At 47.6% G+C, this 21213-nt stretch carries 27 protein-coding genes and 1 pseudogene; 6 read left to right on the top strand and 22 right to left on the bottom strand.

Translation table 11 applies throughout. From position 1 onward, the window contains the following. Positions 1-84 precede the first annotated feature (84 nt). Positions 85-264, top strand: a complete 180-nt coding sequence (locus GLV97_RS15030) for a hypothetical protein (RefSeq protein ID WP_160835142.1) — start codon at positions 85-87, stop codon at positions 262-264. Positions 265-312: 48 nt separating this feature from the next. Here the strand turns inward: GLV97_RS15030 and GLV97_RS15025 are convergent, their stop codons facing one another. Further along, positions 313-660, bottom strand: coding sequence for a VOC family protein (locus tag GLV97_RS15025; RefSeq protein WP_160889995.1), 348 nt, complete (start codon positions 658-660; stop codon positions 313-315). Positions 661-672: 12 nt separating this feature from the next. Further along, positions 673-1224, bottom strand: a complete 552-nt coding sequence (locus tag GLV97_RS15020) for a GNAT family N-acetyltransferase (protein ID WP_237418633.1) — start codon at positions 1222-1224, stop codon at positions 673-675. A gap of 270 nt (positions 1225-1494) precedes the next feature. On the opposite strand from GLV97_RS15020, the gene GLV97_RS15015 reads away from it, so the two are divergent. After that, positions 1495-2892: a cell wall-binding repeat-containing protein gene (locus GLV97_RS15015; RefSeq protein WP_160889993.1), complete on the top strand. Its 1398-nt coding sequence runs from the start codon at positions 1495-1497 to the stop codon at positions 2890-2892. A gap of 239 nt (positions 2893-3131) precedes the next feature. Beyond that, complete coding sequence (locus GLV97_RS15010; RefSeq protein ID WP_160835138.1) at positions 3132-3428, top strand: hypothetical protein; 297 nt, start codon at positions 3132-3134, stop codon at positions 3426-3428. Between the two features lie 27 nt (positions 3429-3455). Here the strand turns inward: GLV97_RS15010 and GLV97_RS15005 are convergent, their stop codons facing one another. From GLV97_RS15005 to GLV97_RS14975, 7 genes are all read right to left on the bottom strand, one after another. Beyond that, a complete protein-coding gene (locus GLV97_RS15005) occupies positions 3456-3674 on the bottom strand; it encodes a hypothetical protein (protein ID WP_160889992.1) in 219 nt (72 codons plus the stop codon). A 25-nt stretch (positions 3675-3699) separates the two neighbouring features. Continuing rightward, positions 3700-4083, bottom strand: a complete 384-nt coding sequence (qoxD, locus tag GLV97_RS15000) for a cytochrome aa3 quinol oxidase subunit IV (RefSeq protein ID WP_160889991.1) — start codon at positions 4081-4083, stop codon at positions 3700-3702. Between the two features lies 1 nt (position 4084). Further along, a complete protein-coding gene (gene qoxC / locus GLV97_RS14995; RefSeq protein WP_160835135.1) occupies positions 4085-4690 on the bottom strand; it encodes a cytochrome aa3 quinol oxidase subunit III in 606 nt (201 codons plus the stop codon). A gap of 1 nt (position 4691) precedes the next feature. Then, positions 4692-6635, bottom strand: coding sequence for a cytochrome aa3 quinol oxidase subunit I (qoxB, locus tag GLV97_RS14990; protein WP_160835134.1), 1944 nt, complete (start codon positions 6633-6635; stop codon positions 4692-4694). 24 nt (positions 6636-6659) lie between these two features. Next, positions 6660-7607, bottom strand: a complete 948-nt coding sequence (gene qoxA / locus GLV97_RS14985; RefSeq protein WP_160835133.1) for a cytochrome aa3 quinol oxidase subunit II — start codon at positions 7605-7607, stop codon at positions 6660-6662. A gap of 594 nt (positions 7608-8201) precedes the next feature. Further along, a complete protein-coding gene (locus GLV97_RS14980) occupies positions 8202-8576 on the bottom strand; it encodes a hypothetical protein (protein WP_160889990.1) in 375 nt (124 codons plus the stop codon). A 1-nt stretch (position 8577) separates the two neighbouring features. Next, on the bottom strand, positions 8578-8721 hold the full coding sequence (locus tag GLV97_RS14975) for a hypothetical protein (RefSeq protein ID WP_160835131.1): 144 nt from the start codon (positions 8719-8721) through the stop codon (positions 8578-8580). A gap of 231 nt (positions 8722-8952) precedes the next feature. Between GLV97_RS14975 and GLV97_RS14970 the strand changes: the two are divergent. Beyond that, a pseudogene (locus GLV97_RS14970) lies at positions 8953-9165 on the top strand (transposase); the annotation flags it as partial. 177 nt (positions 9166-9342) lie between these two features. Here the strand turns inward: GLV97_RS14970 and GLV97_RS14965 are convergent. From GLV97_RS14965 to GLV97_RS14935, 7 genes are all read right to left on the bottom strand, one after another. Beyond that, the gene (locus tag GLV97_RS14965; RefSeq protein ID WP_160889988.1) at positions 9343-10386 is read right to left on the bottom strand and encodes a zinc-binding dehydrogenase; all 1044 of its coding nucleotides are present in this window, start codon (positions 10384-10386) and stop codon (positions 9343-9345) included. Positions 10387-10523: 137 nt separating this feature from the next. After that, a complete protein-coding gene (locus GLV97_RS14960) occupies positions 10524-11525 on the bottom strand; it encodes an aldo/keto reductase (RefSeq protein ID WP_160889987.1) in 1002 nt (333 codons plus the stop codon). Between the two features lie 104 nt (positions 11526-11629). Beyond that, the gene (locus GLV97_RS14955) at positions 11630-11818 is read right to left on the bottom strand and encodes a hypothetical protein (RefSeq protein WP_160889986.1); all 189 of its coding nucleotides are present in this window, start codon (positions 11816-11818) and stop codon (positions 11630-11632) included. A 68-nt stretch (positions 11819-11886) separates the two neighbouring features. Beyond that, positions 11887-12369 (bottom strand): ribonuclease E activity regulator RraA, encoded by a 483-nt coding sequence (rraA, locus tag GLV97_RS14950; protein ID WP_160835125.1) that lies wholly within the window; start codon positions 12367-12369, stop codon positions 11887-11889. Between the two features lie 389 nt (positions 12370-12758). Then, entirely contained in the window at positions 12759-13865 is a 1107-nt protein-coding gene (locus tag GLV97_RS14945) for an NADH:flavin oxidoreductase (RefSeq protein ID WP_160835124.1), read from the bottom strand. Between the two features lie 190 nt (positions 13866-14055). Next, entirely contained in the window at positions 14056-14208 is a 153-nt protein-coding gene (locus GLV97_RS14940) for a hypothetical protein (RefSeq protein ID WP_160889985.1), read from the bottom strand. A 256-nt stretch (positions 14209-14464) separates the two neighbouring features. Beyond that, positions 14465-15226, bottom strand: coding sequence for a PAS domain S-box protein (locus GLV97_RS14935; RefSeq protein WP_160889984.1), 762 nt, complete (start codon positions 15224-15226; stop codon positions 14465-14467). A gap of 217 nt (positions 15227-15443) precedes the next feature. Here GLV97_RS14935 and GLV97_RS14930 point away from each other — a divergent pair, with 217 nt between their 5' ends. Next, on the top strand, positions 15444-16286 hold the full coding sequence (locus GLV97_RS14930) for an aldo/keto reductase (RefSeq protein ID WP_160842278.1): 843 nt from the start codon (positions 15444-15446) through the stop codon (positions 16284-16286). A 61-nt stretch (positions 16287-16347) separates the two neighbouring features. On the opposite strand, the gene GLV97_RS14925 is transcribed toward GLV97_RS14930, so the two are convergent. Together GLV97_RS14925 and GLV97_RS14920 are read right to left on the bottom strand one after the other, a co-directional pair. Further along, positions 16348-16851 carry an SRPBCC family protein gene (locus tag GLV97_RS14925; RefSeq protein WP_160835120.1) on the bottom strand — a complete coding sequence of 168 codons (504 nt, stop codon included), beginning with the start codon at positions 16849-16851 and terminating at the stop codon, positions 16348-16350. Between the two features lie 71 nt (positions 16852-16922). Next, positions 16923-17114, bottom strand: coding sequence for a hypothetical protein (locus GLV97_RS14920; protein ID WP_160842280.1), 192 nt, complete (start codon positions 17112-17114; stop codon positions 16923-16925). 105 nt (positions 17115-17219) lie between these two features. Here GLV97_RS14920 and GLV97_RS14915 point away from each other — a divergent pair, with 105 nt between their 5' ends. Continuing rightward, positions 17220-18104, top strand: a complete 885-nt coding sequence (locus GLV97_RS14915) for an NAD(P)-dependent oxidoreductase (protein ID WP_160889983.1) — start codon at positions 17220-17222, stop codon at positions 18102-18104. A gap of 655 nt (positions 18105-18759) precedes the next feature. Here the strand turns inward: GLV97_RS14915 and GLV97_RS14910 are convergent. From GLV97_RS14910 to GLV97_RS14895, 4 genes are all read right to left on the bottom strand, one after another. Continuing rightward, complete coding sequence (locus tag GLV97_RS14910) at positions 18760-19905, bottom strand: MFS transporter (RefSeq protein WP_160889982.1); 1146 nt, start codon at positions 19903-19905, stop codon at positions 18760-18762. Between the two features lie 388 nt (positions 19906-20293). Continuing rightward, positions 20294-20554 (bottom strand): hypothetical protein, encoded by a 261-nt coding sequence (locus GLV97_RS14905; RefSeq protein ID WP_160889981.1) that lies wholly within the window; start codon positions 20552-20554, stop codon positions 20294-20296. An 18-nt stretch (positions 20555-20572) separates the two neighbouring features. Then, entirely contained in the window at positions 20573-20863 is a 291-nt protein-coding gene (locus GLV97_RS14900) for a hypothetical protein (RefSeq protein ID WP_160889980.1), read from the bottom strand. A 141-nt stretch (positions 20864-21004) separates the two neighbouring features. After that, positions 21005-21196 carry a hypothetical protein gene (locus GLV97_RS14895; protein WP_160889979.1) on the bottom strand — a complete coding sequence of 64 codons (192 nt, stop codon included), beginning with the start codon at positions 21194-21196 and terminating at the stop codon, positions 21005-21007. Positions 21197-21213 lie beyond the last annotated feature (17 nt).

Genomic DNA, 21213 nt, shown 5'->3' with positions numbered 1-21213 from the left:
TTGACGTTCACCCTGTCCCTACGTTATACTGGAATAACTCTTGAAGCTTCGGTACTAATCTTTAAGAGTTTTGGAGTGATACACATGATGAAAATGGAAGTCGGACAGTTGGTTAAAGATCGCTGCACAAGCTGTCTTAACCACCAGCTGAAAGTGATTAAAATCGTCCCGAAAAATTTTGACGAAAAAGTAACCTATGTCGTCTGGACCCAGTGTCCGGAATGCGGAAACAACGACCATTCTCTTATGCCGGCCGAAAGCTGAGCTGAAGAGATACAAATAGACCGTGACTGAAATCAGTCACGGTTCTTTTTATGACAGCTCACAGGCCAGCAGCTGATTCCCTTCCGGATCGTAAAAGTGGCAGCCATGGATGGACTCCCCGAAGGACTCGATATCATCCACTTTAACCCCTTTAGCCTTCAATTCCTGTGATGTCTTTTCAACATTTTCTGTCTCCATGAAAAACGGAGCGTAAGGGAGCGGCCGGATCGAATCCGCCTGCGCCTGAAGCAGAACAAGGTCGGTGCCTTCCAGGTCGAATTTTAAGTACCCTTCTCCTTCATCCTGTATGTCAAAAGGCAGCACACGTTTATACCATTCTTTCGTCCGATCATAATACACCAGATGGATAAAGCACGTATGGATACGATTTTTCATACCTCTCCCCCTTTATTCTTTTAAGGCCTCCCATTCGGAACGCAGCATCCCCATTTTCACGGCATCATAATACTCACCATCGACAAGACGGGCCTGTCTCACCCGGGCTTCTTCAACCATCCCGGTTTTCTCCGCCACACGGATCATCCGTGTATTCCCCGACCACGTGGACATACCGAGGCGGTGGATGGACGTTTGCTCAAAAATATAGTCGATCCACTTCTCATAAGCGAAGGAGCCATAGCCGCCATCCCAATACTGCGAATCAAAGATGACGATGCCTGTCTCCAGCCAGCCGGAATGGCGGTCGAGCCAGTAGGAACCGACATACCCGATCACCCGGTCATCCATGCGCAGAACGAGTCCGTCCGGTATGCCTGGGGCAAGCTCCTTCTGCCAGAGCACTTCATATTCATCCAGGCTCATTTTCTTTTCCTGTATATAAGGGGCATTCCATTCCTTTGCTTCCTGCCGTTCTTCAATGAATGACCAGTAGTATAAATCAGCTATATCCTGTTTCGTTGCTTTAGCTAGATACAAAGTTTCTTCATTCGTCTGTGTCAAAAAATTACGCTTCCTTTCCTTGTCCGTACCGTTGTTTTCCATTGAATTGTTCTCTGTCTTATTATTTCAAACTAATCCGGAATGTTCAATATAAGATCGATCAGGAAGACGCCATTGTCGAATTTTGACCATTAAAATACATACCTTTTTATCTTCCATTCCTATATAATCCTCTTAGTGTAAAGAAATGGAAGGTGACGCCCGGAACCCATAACTGTTTCATGTGAGTAAAGGAACCTATTTCAAACAAGAAGAGGAGAAACGATCGAATTGAAGAAAACATGGGGATGGACAACAGCACTAATACTTACAGCTGTACTTTATACGCAGCCTGCGGAAGCGGCTGTGGATGCAGCACTGAAGGCTCCGGAAATCGAAAAACCGAATCTCAATGAAATCCGTCTGCTGGGAACAGACGAATGGGAATTCACCGAAGAAAAAGAACCAAATAACACGTTTACTCAGTCCAATAATATTTCACCCGATAATGTGGTCACCGGTACGTTCACAGACAAAGACAAAGATGTGTATAAACTGACCATTGACGGCGATGATGAAGTGAACCTCATCCTCTCCCTTGGGACGGATGAAGAAACGAAGATGGAATTGAATGTAACGGTCTATGATGAAAAACAAAACAAAGTGGAAGCCTATGTCGAGGATGCCGGTGAGTTCGGATACTTCGGAGACTTTTACCTGCAGCCCGGCACTTATTATCTGGAGGCTTCCGATCTCAAGAATAGGAACAATGGAGAAAGGTACTATCTTTTCCCTTATATTTATGAGGAAGAGCCCTATATTGAGCGGATTGCGGGTAAGGACCGGTATGAAACATCTGCCTTTATCGCTGCCCGCAGCAGCGGAGGCATGGCAGTCGAACACGTTGTTCTTGCAACAGGTCAGGATTTCCCGGATGCTTTAGCCGGCTCACCACTGGCGTCCATGTATGCGGCCCCGATCCTGTTAACAAAACAGAACGCTCTTCCTGAGATAACGAAATCCGCCCTCCAAGTGCTGAATACGAAATCCGTGACCATTCTTGGCGGAACGGGAGCGGTTTCTAAACAAGCGGAAAAATCCTTGAAACAGATGGGAATCCAAGTCGATCGGATTGCAGGCATAGACCGGTATGCGACAGCGGCAGCTATCGCTGATGAACTTCCTCCAACCGATGAAGTCGTGATTGCCTCCGGCCGTAATTTCCCGGATGCGTTAGCTGTAGGGCCGGTGGCTTCCATGTACTTGATGCCGATACTGCTTACAGAAAAAGACAGTCTTCCGAAGGCGACGGGAGAGGTACTGAACTCTTATGACACTTCCTTTGTCATCGGAGGCACGGGGGCAGTCGGTTCAAACGTGTTCAAGCAGCTTCCTGATCCTGATCGTATATCCGGTCAAAACCGCTACGCTACTTCCGTGGCCGTAGCCGACTATTTCGACCTTGATCCGTTTCAAGTGACGATCGCTTCAGGAGGACACTTCGCTGATGCTTTATCAGGCTCTGTCCTTTCTTACGGCACACCTCTTCTGCTGACTCCAAAAACCAAGCTGGATCCATCAGTGAAAGCTTATATGAAGCAGAATGATACATTCATGTTCACCATCCTCGGCGGCCCTGGTGCTGTCAGTGAAAAAGTGGAAGACGATATTTGGAATCTGTTTGAATAAATCCTTTCCGGTGTATGCCGCCGGGTTAAAAAGCCGCCGCGGAAATCCCCGGTGGCTTTTCCGCTTTTTGTCACTATTTTTCTACGTATAATTTCTCTCCAACCACCGTATAATAAGGGCGCAAGCCTTTTTATAAAATAAATTCGAACATTTTGTGTCCAAAATGAGAACTTTCTGTTACAATATAAATATAAAGAAAACGTTTTCAACATTTACAGAATGAAAAGGAGATGAATATCGTGGGTGTATTAGTCATGTTCCTTCTATTGTCTACCGTTACGCCATTTTTATTCTTGCAGTTGAAAAAACCGGCCCTTGCAGTTGCACAGTCCATCCTGCTTGTCGGGATGTGGGTGTACTACTTCCAAATCATCCTATACACGGCTCCCGCAGCCTTTTCCGTTACGTGGTCCATGTTCTACGCGGGTTTGATCGGATCACAAATCGCCTGGATCCTGTTCATCATTGCTACGGTTGAACAAAGCCCCGGATATCAGGCAAATCTCGCCAAAGAAAAAGACACGCTCCCTTCCTGATACGTCAGGAAGAGGCGTGTCTTTTTTTTATTGCCCGGGCTGAAGTTTCACAAGCTGAATCATCGCCTGTGTAAACGCCAGTCCAGTCAGAATCATAAATACATACGTTGGCTGGTAAGAGGAATACAGGACCGCTGTCAGTGAAAATGCTGTCAATGCAATACATAGGATAAACCCAACCAGGTCCTTCCAAGGCCAGTGGCTGACTCTTGCTTCTTCCTGGTTGATCTCTTCTCTCTTCTCCATTCCTTCTCACCCCCGTATGTGTATTTTAATGACCGCTGTGGTCTCCTTCACTATCATCCATCTCCATGTGCTCTTCGTGCTCTCCACCGTGATCGCCATGATCGCCGTGGTCAAACCCGAAGGACATGGTGAATAGAGAGCCGGCGACAAGGATTGCTGCGAGGGCGAATCCGTGGAACATCATATTCCATGGAACGGCTCCCCCGCCGCTTTCCTTTTCGGTCATGTGCATAAACATGAACAACTGTACGCCTGCCTGTAAAAGCGCGAGAACCATGATGAATACGATCACCCATGTCACAGGCAGATCAGATTGAATGACCGCCCAGGCAGCAAGCAGTGTCATGATGATGGACAACGCAAAACCGATCACGTGATTCATCGGTACTTTTTTATCTGTTTTTGCCATCTTAGATCACCATCCCTATGAGATATACGCATGTGAAAATGAAGATCCAGATAACATCAAGGAAGTGCCAGTAAAGACTGATGATAAAGAATTTGCGGCTCGTTACATTTGTCAGACCGCGTCTTGCAATCTGAATGAGCAGCAGGATGGCCCAGCCGGTACCGAGGGTAACGTGAAGTCCGTGGGTTCCGGCAAGGACGAAGAATCCAGACCAGTATGCACTGGACGTTAAGCTGGCTCCTTCATGCACATAGTGTACAAACTCGTAAATTTCAAAGCCGAGGAATCCAAAGCCAAGCGCGAGTGTGACGATCATCCACGTCATCAAGCCTTTGACATTCCCTCTGCGCATCTGGTGAATGGCCAGACCGCAGGTGAAACTACTTGTTAAAAGCAGGAAGGTCATGACAAGGACAATGCCCGGCTCAAATAGTTCCATTGGTGCCGGTGCATCTCCTGTACGGCCGAACAACACGGCATACGTAGCAAAAAGTGTCGCGAACAGGACAACTTCTGCGGCAAGGAATATCCAGAAGCCAAGAATGGTCATACGTCCTTCCTGAGTCCGGTATTCCAATGGTCCGGTTTTCAGTTCTTCAGCAGCCATATCATAACCCCCTTGCTTTTCGCTCAATGCGTTTGATTTCTTCTACAGATACGTAATAGCCGTCATCATAGTCGAAGGAGCGGAGAATCATAACAGCAACTCCACCAATCAGACCAAAGATGGCTACTGGCATCCATTCGAATACGAGACCGAAGCTTCCCAGTCCGAGGAACGTCATCATAATGATCGGCGTTGCTTTGTAGCTCGGCATGTGAATCGGCTTCAGCTGCGATTCGTCATAGGTTGTCTTACCTTCTTCTTTCATGCGTACGTAAGGATCGATTTCGTCCACGTAAGGCACGGTAGCGAAGTTGTAGAATGGTACCGGCGTCGTTGTCGCCCACTCGAGCGTACGGCCGTTGCCGTTCCAGGAATCTCCTGTTTTTTCACGTTCCGCATGACGGAAGCTGTAGTAAACGTTGTATACAAATACAATGAAACCAAGTCCCATTCCGAATGCACCGACTGTGGAAATGACGTTCAATGGCAGCCACTCGACGACGTTCGTAATGAACAGGCGGCGCGGCATTCCGTCAAGACCAAGGAAGTACTGCGGGAAGAAGCAGACGTGGAACCCGAAGAAGAAGATCCAGAATGCCCATTTTCCAAGTCGTTCGTTCATCTTGTGACCGAACATCTTCGGATACCAGAATACAAGACCTGCAAAGCAGGCAAAGACTGTACCCGCAATCAGTACATAGTGGAAGTGCGCTACAAGGAAGTACGAGTTATGGAACTGATAGTCCGCTGCGGCCATACCGAGCATAACCCCTGTAACCCCGCCGAGAATGAAACTCGGTATAAAGGCCAGAGACCAAAGCATCGGAACCGTAAACTCGATTTTCGATTTATACAGTGTCGCAAGCCAGTTAAAGATTTTAACCCCTGTCGGCACTGCGATCAGCATCGTAGATACAGAGAATACAGAGTTAACAAACGCTCCGGCTCCCATTGTAAAGAAGTGGTGCACCCATACAAGGAAACTTAACAGAGCAATGATGATCATCGACCAGACCATCGCGTGATAACCGAACAAACGCTTCTTCGCGAATGTGGCAATGATTTCTGAGAAGATACCGAAAGCCGGAAGGATAACGATATAAACCTCAGGGTGTCCCCACATCCAGAACAAGTTGGCCCACATCATCGGCAGTCCTTCTGCTGTAAGCGTAAAGAAGTGAGCACCGAAGATACGGTCAATAGTAAGAAGTGCAAGCGCCACGGTTAGGATCGGGAATGCAAAAACAATAATAAAACATGTGACAAGAGTAGACCATGTAAAGATCGGCATATGGAACAGCTTCATTCCAGGAGCGCGCATCTTAAGAATGGTTACCATCAAGTTAATACCCGTTGCCAGTGTACCAATACCGGATAGCTGCAGTCCCATCAGGTAGAAGTTCTGTCCCGGTCCCGGGCTTAAAGCCGCACCGGAAAGTGGTGTGTAGCTTGTCCAACCGGCATCTGGTGATCCACCGATGACGAAGGAAATGTTAAAGAGCATCGCTCCAATGAAGAAGGACCAGAAACTCATGGCGTTCAACCAAGGGAACGCGAAGTCACGGGCTCCAATCTGCAATGGAACTACAATGTTCATTAATCCGATCAGGAACGGCATCGCCATGAAGATGATCATGACCGTTCCGTGTGTTGTAAATATTTCGTTATAGTGCTGGGAATCAAGGAATCCCAAGTCTGGAAAAGCGAGCTGGACACGCATCATCAAGGCGTCCATTCCGCCTCGGAATAACATCAGTAATGCACTGAGAATGTACATGACACCGATTTTTTTGTGGTCAACGGTCGTCAGCCATTCACGCCAGAGCCAGCCCCACTTCTTAAAGTAAGTTAATAGGACAGGAATGGCGATGGATACAAGCGCTATGGAGACCATGGCGGCATATATAATCGGCTCACCGGTGACTAATATATCTGTAATGCCCATGTTTTCACCTGCTTTCTTAACGTTCTATTGAAATTCTTCCTGTTTTTCAATTTCATCCAAGTGCAGTTTCTCTTCAAAGAGTTCTGCATAGTTTTCGGCTACAAAGCCCATTCCCTCATGAGTACCGTGATCATAGTACTCCAGGTGTGTGGATGAATAAGCATCTTTTTCCGTCAAGCCCGGCTTGAGAAGCTCCTCATACTGTTCTTTCGACAGCTCAGGTGCTTCATTCTGGATGCCGCTGACCCAGTTGTTAAAGTCTTCTTCAGGTTCTGCGTGGACTTTGAACGTCTGTGCAGCGAACCCTTCGCCGTTGAAGTTGGAGTTACGTCCGTCATAGACGCCTTCCTCATCAGCTTCCAGATAAAGAATGTTCATCATTCCCGCCATGTTGTATTTCTGCCCGCCAAGAGCAGGAATCCACAAGGCTGTCATGGAATCCGCGGATGTCAGATGGAATTCGATCGGACGATCCACCGGAATGTGCAGATAGTTGACTGTTTCAATGTCTTCCTCAGGATAGCTGAAGAACCATTTCCAGTCGGCTGTTGTTGCATGAATGACAAGCGGCTCCTTGGCCTCTTCCCCTTCAGCAGGCTCTGCGGGTTTTTCCAGGTCAAACAATGTTGTTACTGTCGGAATCGACAGTAGAATAACGATGATTAACGGAATGACAGTCCAGATAATCTCAATCGTGGTATTGCCGTGCAGATTCGGATCATAATCGCTTTCTTTACGTCCGGGACGATTTTCACGATATTTAATGACCATGAACGCAAAAAGAGCGAATACGACAACGATGATGCCGAACATAAACCAAAGAGAATATTTAATCAGTTCATATTGACTTTCTGCTGCAGGCCCTTTGGGATCGAGCACTGTCATCTCAAGCTGCCCACACCCACTAAGGAACAAAATCAATCCAAGTGGAAGCAGCCCTAACCATCTTTTGCGAAGATGCTTAGCTTTCATTAGTTTTCACCCTCCTATCAACCAAACCTATATAAGTATGAAACTAAGAATCTATATTGTTCTTATAGATCATAACGCTTGATAAATTATATCAGAAATTACAAAAATGCAAACAACCGTTCACAATTTTGTCAAAGAAGAGTCAAGACATTGTTAATAAATCGACACAAGTTATACGCTTTCAAGGAAATTAAAGGAATTTATAGTTATATTTACACACAAAAAACCTGCATTCCCTTGTAAGAGAAGCAGATCTTGTAAACGGCTGTAACAAATGCGCCGACACATTTCGACAAGGGGTCGCTCGTGGTGTATGGAAAATCAACAGAAACAGATTGATGGTGTCCCCCTTCCTGAACAGACTACCTGTACGGACTACGAATCTGGAAATCAATGGCCTGGGAATCTATTGCCTTTCTGTCTTGTTCTGAAACTCCTGAACACGCCACAAAGGAATATTTGCATCCTTCTACCTATCATCTAACCACACCCTTCGACAATTCTCTACTATTTATCGGCAGAGCGGAGGGTTGAATCGGTTTTAAAAAGAAAAAAAGCTCCCTTATAGGAAGCCATTCTCCGCACTCCTTTTACCTATTCCCTCATTTGTATGGTTTCCGACGACTGCACTGCACTCTCCGGAGGGGCATGTTCTTCCCCATCCAAAGTGTGGTGCTTATGAACAGCAGCCTCTGCCCCGCCATTCAAAATAGAGGAATAGGATGCTGTCCCCGCTCCTGCCCGTTCCTCCCATTTTCCTTTCTTTGCGAACAGGACCGTATAATCTGTTCCTTGAGGAGACGTGACCTCCACTCCTCCACCAGTCGTATTATGAAGGGATAATCGGGCGGAAATCCGTACGACGGCATACCGGTCCCTGTTTTCTTCCATCCCGAAGATGCTGTACACGTGATGGGCTGAACGTGTGAGCCACAATTTTTCACCGACCGTCGTCACAATGGATTCCACATCACTTCCAGGGTGTTCGCTCCACGGCTTCTGTCTCAGAGGAATAAGACTCCTCCTCTTCATCCTGAACGGCCTGCCCCTGGCTGCATCCTGCTGTAAGCCCGAATAACAGAACGATGAACAGGATTGAAGAGATTTGTTTCATCCTGCCCCAACCTCCTCCCTATGTTTATTGCTGATTTTATCATAAATGGGTGAACTTTCCTTTCTGACAAAAAGAAAAACCGGATCACACAAGGGTCCGGCTTGGCTGTAGAAAAAGCCTGAGTTAACCAGTTAGAGTTGTCCGCATGTCGTGTGGAGAGGGCACGTTCCGCTTATCGGCGGATGCCTGCCACGGGCACGGCCCCTGTGGAAAACTACGCTGCGATAAAATGAAGGAAAGTGGATATACCGTATGAGAAAAGAGAAGATCGAGCGTAGATTCGCAGATTCAAGGGAACGGCATGGGCTGAGCGATTGCCGCTTGCGTGCAAAAGAAAGAGGGAAAGAACACGCGCTGATGACGGCTGCCTGCCGAAATATGAAAAAGATTGCCCTCCATCCAACAAGGGTGAGCGGGGTGAAGGGGAGTCTTTGTCGATTTTAAAGATTGCCCAAGGAGTGGTGCCCCTCCCACTCCTGCGGAAGAACAAGTGGTCTGAGATCGCCGAGCGTGGGTTTTGCGAGGAAGCTCGGGCGCTCGTCCGCGGAAAGGGAAGGGGCTTTTGCTCCTGGCGGCAAGAAAGAAAAAAGCCGGACCACTCAGGGGTCCGGCTTTTTTCACTTATTTACCTTCCGGCAGCAGGACGATTTTCCCGAGCTTTCCGGCTTCTTTGAAGTATTTCTGCGCCTCCTTCGCTTCCGACAGTGGGAAGGTCCGTTCAATCACAGGCTTTAATCTGCCATCGGATATCGCTTGCAGCATCTTCTTGAATTCATCTCTCGTTCCAAGCACAGATCCATACATCGTAATGTGCTTCAAGTAAAGGGTCCGGAAGTCGAGCTCTGTTTTTTGACCGCCGGCGGAACCGGATGTACAGAAACGTCCGCCTTTTTTCAGGACGTGTAGCGCTGTGGAGAACAACGCATCTCCGACAACATCAAGAACGGCATCCACAGGTCCCCCGGCCGCTTCCAGGATGTCATCACTCAAGGTTTCCGACTTATAGGAAACCACATGGGCTGCTCCCAAGTCTTTTAATTGAGCTGCTTTACCAAGATCTCCGACGACAGCGATCACCTCAGCTCCAAATACCTGGGAGGCGATTTGGACATTCAAAGATCCAACGCCTCCGTTGGCCCCTGTAACCATCACTTTTTCACCAGGCTTGATCTGAATTTGTTCAACCATATGCCAGGCGGTGAGTCCGCTGACAGAAAAAACCGCACTCTTCGTGAAGTCTTTGAGCGGCATCGGCATACAAAGTTCAGCCGGCCAGACAACATACTCCGCATAACCTCCGTCATATTCGGAACCGATGAAGGACATGTCCTCAGAGATATGCTCAAGCCCTTCTTCACCGCTGGACGTGAACGGAAATAAAACCACGTTCTCCCCCTCAAGAGAAGACTCGACCTGGTCCCCTGTCTTTACAACCGTTCCTGTAATATCTGAACCGGGAGTCCGTGGAAACTGGACACCTTCGGGACGCCAGCCGGACTGACTGCCCTGTCCGTAAGCTCCTTCCCTCATCCAGATTTCCGTATTGTTAATCGCACAGGCTTTAACTTTAATGAGGACCTCGCCGGCTTTCGGCTCCGGTACCGGCACCTCTTTTTCTTCGAGTTTTTCAATGCCGCCATATCCTGTGACCTGCATAGCTTTCATTATTAAATAACCTCCTTCAAGTCTGCTTCTCTATGTACAGGATAAACATTCTGAAAGATATTATCCAGTTAAACCGTTCGGTATACAACAAAATAGAGCAGGAAGGACTACATAATTTCCTACTCTATCCATACGTTTTACATATCAGACCTGACAAGTGGACTAAACTCCTTCAGCGTGCCGTTTCGAAGGTCATTCGTATGGCTGTAGAGAATTTCATCAATCATCCATAAATCTTCCCGCGACAGCTGGAATTCATCCGCATCTTCCACACCCGCCAGCTGCGAGGGGGTCGCTGCTTCCCACAAAGCTACGTCAGCACCGGGTTTATGATCAAGCAGCCAGCGAATGGCTAATGGAATGAGGTCGTGACCTCGTTCAGCAGCAAACTTTTTCAACGATTCAACCGCATCAACCAGTTGTGAAAAGCGTCCGCCTTGAAACAGGCCGCTGTCCCCCGGGGATTCTTCTTGAGGCAGAGAGGCATGTTTATCAAACCTTCCTGTCAGCATTCCGTGAGCGAGTGACCCCCAGGAGAGAGTGGCAATCTCGTGATTGTGGCTGTATTCAAACCAGTCCAACAGGTAGCGCTGCAGCATGTTCAAGTGCATCTGAGCGGTATGGATCGGAGCATAATTCTGCCACTCGTCCATCTGTTCCGGACTGAAATGGCTCACACCTATCGACCGGATGCGGCCGGATTCATAAAATGATCTCATTTTCTCCGCTGTTTCCTTGATCGAAAAATCGGAGTCGGGCCAATGCATCTGATAGATATCAATATAATCGGTCTGCAGCCTTTTCATGCTGTTTTCCAAATCCTCTTCCAGTTGATCCGGACGGCTGCCCCTGTAACGGTCTTCCCCAGTCCAATCCATTCCTGCTTTCGCAGCAACAACCAGTTCATCTCTCGGGACGTGTGAACAGGTCATCGCTTTCCCTACAAGTTCCTCCGAAAGCCCTTTTCCACAGGCAGGCGCGGTGTCTATCGTAGTAATCCCCCTGCTTAATGCGGCCTGGATCGTTTGGATTGATGCATCCTCATCCGTCCCACCCCCGCCTGTGCCCCCGATGGTCCACGTACCGAGGGCAATGCGGGTCGCTTCCACTTCACTGCGTCCAAGCTTTACTTTTTCCATCAGTGAGCCCCCTTCCTTTTTATGGGAACCATTAACCCTTCTCTCTTATTTCCAAACATGAAAACTCTTACAAAAACAAAAAACTCCTGATCATATCAGAAGCTTTAAGCGTTGATTTTTAAGTTTTCCAAGGTCAGAAAATAGTTGAGGACAAACTGACGCACTTCCCATTCCGGAAGAGGACTTCTCCCATCCGTAAACCTGCCGTCTTCGTAGGAAAAGTTCCCGAAAGACTTCCGTTCTCCAGACATCAGCTCCAGCATCACTTGATTCGTTCTTTCCATATAATGCATGACCATCACCCTTTCTATCAGAAGGATAGCCAGAATGATAGCTTTTTATACATGGGAGATTCTATGAATCAATCGTGAAGCTTCCCTTCTGCAAGAACGACCCCATCTTCATCGACGTACACATAATCCCCCGGGTGCCACACGACGTTCCCGAATGTTAACGGAATGCCCTCCTCCCCTTTTCCTTCCTTTTTACTTTTCAGTGGAAAAGTACCCAGCGCAAGCACTCCGACATCTGTACCTGCCACTTCAAGTGAATCTCTTATGTACCCGTGAATAATAATCCCCGCCAGTTTCCTCTTCTCAGCGACAGCGGCTAAATTTCCTCCCATAAGGGCGCAGTTCTGCGAGCCCATGCCGTCCACGACCAATACATTTCCGGCCGGTATAGTTTCCAGCGCTTTTTTAACAAGCACATTATCGTCCTTCACCTGAACGGTCGATATGGGTCCGTGAAAGCTTTTCTTCTTTCCATAGCTCTTTAATCCCGGGGAGGCTGTGCGCAGTTGGTCCGAATAGTCATCACATAAATCTGCTGTCTTCACATCCATTGATCTTCCTCCTTCAAAAAGAAAGTATAGAAAACTCCTCTACACATCATTCGCTCCTGAACCTCCGTTATCCTTCTCTCTACTGAAGACAAAGGTGCAGCAATGATGATGAGCCAATCCTTCGGCAATAGAAAAAGTCAGGACCTTATATGAAATAAAGGATCCTTCTTCTTTGATCTTCTCATGCAATGGAGTCACGAAGAGCGTTCGTGGGTTACGCCTGCGGAAACAGCGCGAGCCAAAGGTCCACTCGGGCAGGTGAGGCCGTACCTGCGCCACCGATAAGCCGCACGTGACCAGCCATCGGAGCCGTACCACTGGATGTTCATTCTTATTTACACAATCAAAAAAAGCAGGCACGGAAGTTCCGTGCCTGCCTTTCTTCTATATTAGTAGAGTTTACCTAGAGCTTCTTTGTCGAATGGCTTCAGTTCATCAGAACGGCCTTCTTCCACCTTCTTCACCCATGCCGGGTCATGAAGCAGAGAACGACCGATGGCGACAAGGTCGAATTCATCGTTCTGCAGTTTCTCCATCAACCCATCAAGACTTGATGTTTCTGTGCTGGAGAAGGATGTGAACACACCGTCAAGACCGACAGAACCAACGGATATGACCGGCTTGCCAGTGATTTTCTTCGTCCATCCAGCAAGGTTCAAGTCAGAGCCTTCAAATTCCGGCTCCCAGAAACGGCGGGTCGAGCAGTGGAAAATATCCACACCGGCTTCGATAAGCGGATTCAGGAACTGCTCCAGCTCTTCCGGAGTTTCTACAAGTTTCGCTTGGAAATCGTTCATCTTCCACTGGGAGAAACGGAAAATGATCGGGAAATCAGGACCGACTTCACGGCGGCAGGCTTCAACGATTTCCACAGCGAACTGGGTACGTCCTACAAGATCTCCACCGAAGCGGTCGGTCCGTTTGTTTGTCTGTTCCCAGAAGAACTGGTCAATCAAATAGCCGTGGGCTCCGTGAATCTCAATCGCATCAAATCCGATACGTTTTGCGTGGCCGGCGGCTGACGCGTACGCTTCTACCAGATCTTCCACTTCTTCTGTTGTCAACGGTTCGTTGACTTTTTCTCCATCCAGATTCAAACCGGATGGACCGACAGCGGCGGCTTCCGGATTCGGAAGATCGCCTTCATTACGGGTCATGCCGACATGCCAGAGCTGCGGCGCGATTTTACCGCCCGCTTCATGCACTTCTTTCACGACATTCTCCCAGCCTTTCAACGCTTCTTCACCGTAGAAAAGAGGAATGTTTTCTCCAGACACAGAGGCCGGATGACCGATCCCTGTACCTTCTGTGACAATCAAACCGACATGGTTTTCCGCACGGCGGCGGTAATACGCAGCGACTTCCTCATTCGGTACACCACCCGGGGAAAATCCACGCGTCATCGGGGCCATAACGGTCCGGTTTGCAAGTTCTAGCTGATCACTATTGAATTTTTCGAATAATGGTTGGACAGATGTTGGAACATTCTTTGTCATTGTCTTTCCTCCTCCTTTTTCTCTGCTAGTCATTATTGCAGAGCAAAGGAACAAACGAAAGCAATACGTTTTGAGAATGGCAAACATGAGCCCATTGTCTCATCTTACCTCTCCACAAACCATTGAGAGGACGTTCGCCTTCACAGAAAAAAAGCCCCATATGAATATGAGGCTACTGAAAATTTCCTTCCTAATCAAGAGAAGTGGTTAAAGGTTGTTGTTGATTCTCACGAATCGCTTTTCGATGGATGCTTGCCGCGGGCACGGCCTCAGCTAACTTGGTCAAGAAGATCATTTGACCAAGTGGATCTTCAGCTCGCGCTGTTCCCGCAGGCGTCACCATCGAACGCTCATCGTGGAATCAACGGTGTCCCATCTTAAAAAAGTGATTTGACTTTGATATAAAAATAAAATCACTCTTTTTTTCTTGTACAATGTAAAGAATACATAAACACACGGATATAGGTTTACCTCAACTTCTGTCTCGAAGGCATACGCCTCAAGGTGCCAATGAAATTTCTACAGCGAATATGAAACGACTGATAGGATAGAAAAGTTAAGACTCATAAATACAGAGTCCTTTTTTCCGACAATTTTTTCTACCGTGATGAATGGACACCAAGGTAGGAAAGAGCTTCCTTCACGTCAGCGACAGCCGGGATTTCCGATAAATCCATTTGCATGCGCGCGGCCTCCATGGCCATTTCCGGCCGCAGTCCTGCAAGAATCGTTTTGACGCCGAGAAGTGAGAGCACCCCGTTGATTTTAAACAACGAGTCAATCACAACGTGGTCGAACGTGTAAATACCGGAAAAATCAATGATCAAATGATTCAGCTGCTGCTTCTGTACTTTTTCAGGAATCACCGCTAGAATCTGCCCGGCCTTTTCCTGGTCGATCTTCCCGGTCAACGGAAGCACAGCTGTGTCTTCCAAAATCGGCACGATGGTTGCTGATAATTCGTTGATTTCCTTCACCACCGCCTGATGTTTATCCTCCATGACCTTCCTGTCGGAGATATCGCGGATATAGGACTGAATGGCTTTACGCTTTCCCATCCTGACGGGATGACAATACAATTCGACAGGGACCTGCGTCCCGTCCGTCCGGTAGACCGTTTCTTCAATCACGTCTGCCGGTTTTTCATAAGCAGCAGTAATCCGGTTTCTAATTGCCCCTCTGGACGTTTCCTGGAAAATATCAAGAGGGCTGCTGCCCGCAACTTCCTCTTTTGTCGTTTGAAACAGCTTTTCTGCTGCCTGGTTTATGTAAATAATTTTATAATCGGTGTGAATGATCAAAGGATCGAGCGAATACTCCATCACTTCTTTGTAATCCACGTCTGTAATGCTTTCAATCATGTTTCGTCCTCCTTGTAGTCAGGCAGCAGTCTGCCTGTCGATCCAACCAGATGAAAATGGGAGGTCTCTATGATGATTTCTTTTTTTCTATTTTAACATGTCTATTCGACATCCGCTGTTCATACAAAATCTTTTATTATCTGACAAAAGAAGTTTATTACATGAAAGAAGTGGTAGATAAAGGAAGAACCATCATTTATTCAAGGAGTGAAAACGTATGAAATCATCCATCCCGGAAATGGTATTGAATGACGGACTCCGTCTCCCTGTCATGGGATTTGGAACATCAGGTCTGAAAGGGAATGAAGGGGCCGCGGCTGTCGAAAGTGCCATCCGCACGGGCTACCGATTGATCGACAGTGCCTACAACTACGAAAATGAAGGAACCATCGGCGAAGCGGTTCGCCGCAGCGCTGTTCCAAGAGAAGAACTGCTCCTTACATCCAAGCTGCCCGGGCGCTATCACGAGTATGATAAAGCGGTGGCAGCCATTCAGGAATCCTTGTATAGAGGAGGTCTTGATTACTATGACTTATACTTAATCCACTGGCCGAACCCGGAGGAAGACCGGTTCGTCGAAGCCTGGCAGGCCTTGATCGATGCTAAGAAATGGGGACTCATCCGTTCGATCGGTGTCTGTAATTTCCTTCCTGAACACTTGGAGCGTTTGAAAAATGAGACCGGCGTCCTGCCGAGCATCAATCAAATAGAACTTCACCCCTACTTTAATCAGGAAGAGCAGCGGCGTTTCCATGAAGAGCACAACATTGCAACGGAATCGTGGAGTCCGCTCGCCCGTGTACAGGACATTCTCGATCATGATGTGATCCAGAAAATCGCGGATGACCAGAACCGGACGGTATCCCAGGTGATTTTACGCTGGCATTACCAGATCGGTGCGGTATCGATTCCAAAGTCATCCAACCCGGTACGTCAGAAGGAAAACCTGTCCATCTTTGATTTCTCCCTGAGTGAAAACCAAATGAATGACATTGCCGCCCTTACCAAGGAGGATGGCCGGATCCAAAATCAGGACCCAGCCGTTTACCAAGAATTTTAATAGCCGATAAACAGAAAAAAAGCCTGGAGAAGAACGTCACGTTTTTCTCCAGGCTTTTTCATTAATGCATCTTTACTTTTGCCAAATACTGATCCAGACAGTTGAACTGGGAGGTCATCCCGTCAATGACCTGCATCTCCAGTAATTTCTGGAGCTCTGCTTCTGATTCAAACTCACTCTCAATAACCAGCTTTGTCTCCTTACCCTCAGGAATAAAACGCAGGTCAATATCAATCATCGGAAGCTGTTCATTCACCATGCCTTCCGCGTCTGAAAACATATCTTTGTACTGTATTCTTTTCATCGGTTCAATCGACTGGAAAATCCCCAGCCCCCATGACTGCATCCCATAAAACTCTCCCATGCCTTCATCTACACACGTCATTCCATAATGCCAGACACCGTTCGGCATAAACTCGAACGTCTTCACTTTCGTTTCCCAGCCTTCCGGTCCCCACCATTTTTCCAAACGATCCGGCTCCGAATAGGCTTGAAAAACAAGTTCCACAGGCGCCTGAAAGACACGTTCCAAGACAAGCTTATTCCCTTTGACACTAGAGTTCATGGTCAGCCTCCATTCATAATGGTCTACCTTATTTAACTTCCCGTTCCCCTGCTGGAATTCCTGCTTGACGTTTATTGCTTTTCCATCTGACACTCAACATGCTCCAACACGATCCCGGACTTCTCCATTTCAGGCAGGCCTCCGTTATCATAGCAGTCATTCGTCTTCTTCATCACTTCTGCATGACTTTGGTATATCAATAGAAAAGCCGTCGCTGCCAAAATAATGATGGCCGCTGAACTGATAAAGAATATTTTCTTCATTGTTTCTCCCCCTCCTTTTTTAGAAAATATTCCAAGCCTTTACCTATCTCTTCGTTTTCAGAATTGTTATACTACATGTAAATCTATTGGAAAGGGTGGTTATTCATGAACAAACCGACGATTGGATTTATCGGTACCGGAGTAATGGGAAAAAGCATGGCCCGCAATCTAATGCAGGCCGGGTACCCGCTGCAGCTTTTCACCCGCACCAAAGAGAAAGCTGCCGAACTTATCGAGGACGGTGCCCGCTGGTATGAGGACATTCCTTCCCTCGCAGCAGCATCTGACATCATCATTACCATTGTCGGCTATCCCAAGGATGTCGAAGAGGTATACTTCGGGGAAGCTGGGATTCTACATAATGCCGGTCCGGGTTCAACCGTTATCGATATGACGACCTCTTCCCCTGACTTGGCGAAAACGATTGCCAACAAGGCGAAGGAAAAAGACATCCACGCCTTTGATGCCCCTGTTTCCGGCGGCGATGTCGGGGCGCGTAACGGAAAGCTGACGATTATGGTCGGCGGCGGACAGGAGTCTTTTGACGAAATAAAGCCCGTGTTTGAATCCATGGGTGAAAACATCGTCCTTCAAGGAGAAGCCGGCGCCGGTCAGCACACGAAAATGTCCAACCAGATTGCCATTGCTTCCGGGATGATGGGTGTAACAGAAGCCATCCTGTATGCAGAAAAAGCCGGTCTCGACCCGAAAACCGTCTTGAAAAGCATCGAATTCGGAGCAGCCGGAAGCTGGTCCCTTTCCAACCTCGGCCCGCGTATGATCGACGGTAACTTCGACCCCGGGTTTTACGTCAAACACTTCATTAAGGATATGCAGATTGCCATTGAATCCGCAGAAAAACTCGACATTCCCGTTCCAGGTCTGAAGCTTGCCAAGCAGCTGTATGACCAGCTGGCAGAGGCCGGTGGTGAAAATAACGGAACACAGGCGTTATACAAATACTATGAGCTTATAAAAGCAGAAGCATAAGAAGAAGGCTCCGGGCCGATGGTCTGGAGCCTTTCCTATGTACAAATCCATGTTACTGCCCGGACTCAAACAGATAATTATAAATGGATAGAAAAATGACCGTAAAGACAGACAACCCTATGATATCGATCCAATCCATGCCCCTTCCTCCCTCCAATAACTGGAATTTAATTGTATCACGAAAAAGGCCGTCTATGTACGGGGGCCAGGTACGTTTTTCACGAAAAAAAGCCCGCCCAGGAGGCGGGCTTCCAGCTTGAAGAGAAACTCTTTTTCCAGTGACTCCAAAGGAGCAGGCATCCATAGTTGGTCATGGATAGGATCATTCCCACGCAAGCGGCAGTAACGCAGCCTGTACTGTTCTATTGAAACGGCGAAGAAGCTATGCTCACCTTTCCGTTTTATGATAGCGTAAAGCTGTTTTTCCACAGGCACCGGCACGAGGAGCGTTCGGTGGTGACACCTGCGGGAACAGCGCGAGCTGAAGATCCACTTGGTCAAATGGTTTCTTGACCAAGTCAGCGGAGGCCATGCCCGCGGCAGGCATCCGCCGATAAGCAGAACGTGTCCGCTCAACACGACATGCGGACGACTCTAACTGGATAGGACCAACTTTTTCTACAGACTGAAAAACCTCCTCCCCGGCGGGCTTCTTCTATGCTTTTTCTGTGACAGGAAGAGCAAAAACTTTCAGGCAGCCGATGATTCCAAGCAGCAGAAAAATGAGCTCATACGGGGAATAGGCCAGAATCCAGCCGAAAACTGCCGGACCGATAATCGCTCCGACATTCAAAATAACAATACAGATACTGAAGCCTTGAGCTGGTATATTCGGAAAGACCTTCGCACTCCATATCGGCAGGTAAGCCGCATACAGCATAAAGGAAGCTCCGAACAAAGCACCGGAAATGCATACCAGAATCCATCCCTGGAATAGATACAGGACGGCAATACTCAGTGAATAAACAAGGATGGTCACAATAAAGCTCATCCGCATTCCCAGTCTGCTGATCATGTCTCCGGCACATAAACCGGCAAGACCGGCGATACCTGTAATCAAAAAGAAGACGGCATTGGCATTCGTGATCGAGAAGTTTTCCTGGACGAAATCCGCCGCATACGTCCAGTAGGTTGCTTCGGTTATGCCAAAGAGAAAGGAAGCGATATAAAAGGGATTGGCTTCTTTTGTAAAAATAGGACGCAGGTCCGCCATCTTAATCGGAGCCCCAATCGTTTCCGCATTTTTTTCAGGGACAGAACGCCAGGCCCATAGAAGAATGAGATAACCGAACACGGCACCTCCGCCCCAGATGATCCGCCAGTCCCCATCCAGGAGTAAATATAAAAGGGATATAAAAATCAATCCGACAGAAGATCCTGTACTGATAATCGCCAGTGTCCGCTCCTGCACCCTCTCTTCTACGTGCTGGGTCACACTCTTCGAAAAGGACGACCAGGTCAATCCAGGACTGAAGCCGGCCAGCAGACAGGAAGCCGCAAAAATGAGCCAGCTGTCTGTAAGCGCTGCGGTTAAAAGACCCGTGGAGGCCGCAAAGATCCCTCCCAGAATCATCGGCCGGGCTCCGAATTTAGATACAAGAAGAATCACCATAAGCGCCCCGGCCAAAAACGTAATAAACGTCAGGCTGGAAATCACTCCGAGCAGCGATGCCGATAGATCGAAGGAACTCCTGAATTCAGTGAACAATAAGCCGTAGCCATACCTGAACCAACCAAATATAATAGATAAAGCCAGTAAACCAATGATTGATATCCTGGGTATTTCCATTCGTTTTGCCATAAAACCATCCTTTGTATTCTGTGTAGTTTTTCTGGAATAGCATTACCCGGGTTCCATAGAACTCAAACAGCTTATTCACAAAGGTTATTGTGCATAAATATCCCACTAAACTCTCCATTTATTATAGGAGTATAAATGTTAACCCCCACATTCACATCCACAATGCAAAAAACCCTGCTCAATTTGAGCAGGGGTAGTTTGTAGAAAAAGCCCTTTTCTATTGCCTCCAAAGGGGTTGTCATCAACCCTTGGTCACGAATATGGCCTTCCCCACGCAAACGGAAGTTACGCAGCCTGTACTGTTACCTCCCTGTATTCTTTATGTACTGCAAAGAGCTCCCCCTCTTTACAATCAAGCAGGAACCTTCAAAAACCTTCGTTACCAGGCTCAAGGATGCCCGTCTGTGATGGACTGAATCCAATAGCCCCCCGCCATAAGAATAAAAAAGCTGAAAAACATCACCGTATTTGCGGCTGCGAGCCAGTAATTTTTCGCAAGCACGGCAAAGGCAGTACCGATGGGGGCGATAATAAAAATCAGGAGCCATAATGGGCTGGCCACCTGAAAAACGAGATTCGGCACCCATATGAGCAGGCTGATGACCAGACTGGACGCAGCTGTCCTCCTGTATACCCTTTCTTTTTCCATTTTCTCTTCTCCTTCCGACTACAATAAACTGATGACCATTAAAACGAATAGAGTGAGAAACACCAGCAGGATCCCTAAAAGAATAAGTGGAGCCGTCCATTTTAAGAAACCTCTCTCTTTGTTCTTCCAGGCTAGAAAGCTCAGGGCGAGACTTGCCACCGCTGAAGCCAGCGCTCCGAAAAAGAAGATTTGTATCATCATTTTATGAAAGCCCTGAGGATCAGCCGGAGCAGTCCCATAGGACAAGACGATCAGCAGAACCGCGGAAGCTCCTAAACCCGCTGACCATAAACTGTATGTACACCCCACTACAAAAACCCCTTCTCTTTATTCATGACATCCCCTGCCTGCTTTATAAAACGACCTTTCTATCATTCCATATGATGGAATCTGTTTCAACGTCCTCCCTCCTATCCGAGGTAGACATGGTTACGGTTTTCAAACGAGAGATTAACCCCGTGTAAAGAAAGTAACCAGCATCATCAACAGTCCATAAGCAAACGATACAAGAACGAGATTCACAGGAATACAGAACGTTTCATATAGATAGGGAAGAAACCCTATCACTACAAGCATAAGTGCAAATCCGCCTATGTCTCTATTTTTATCCTTCTTCGTCCACCCTTCTGTCCGGCACTTCAACCCCAGCCCCTCCTTTT

This window comes from Halobacillus litoralis (assembly GCF_009856355.1).
GTDB lineage: Bacteria > Bacillota > Bacilli > Bacillales > Halobacillaceae > Halobacillus > Halobacillus litoralis_B.
This window is presented reverse-complemented; position numbering and strand designations above follow the sequence as displayed.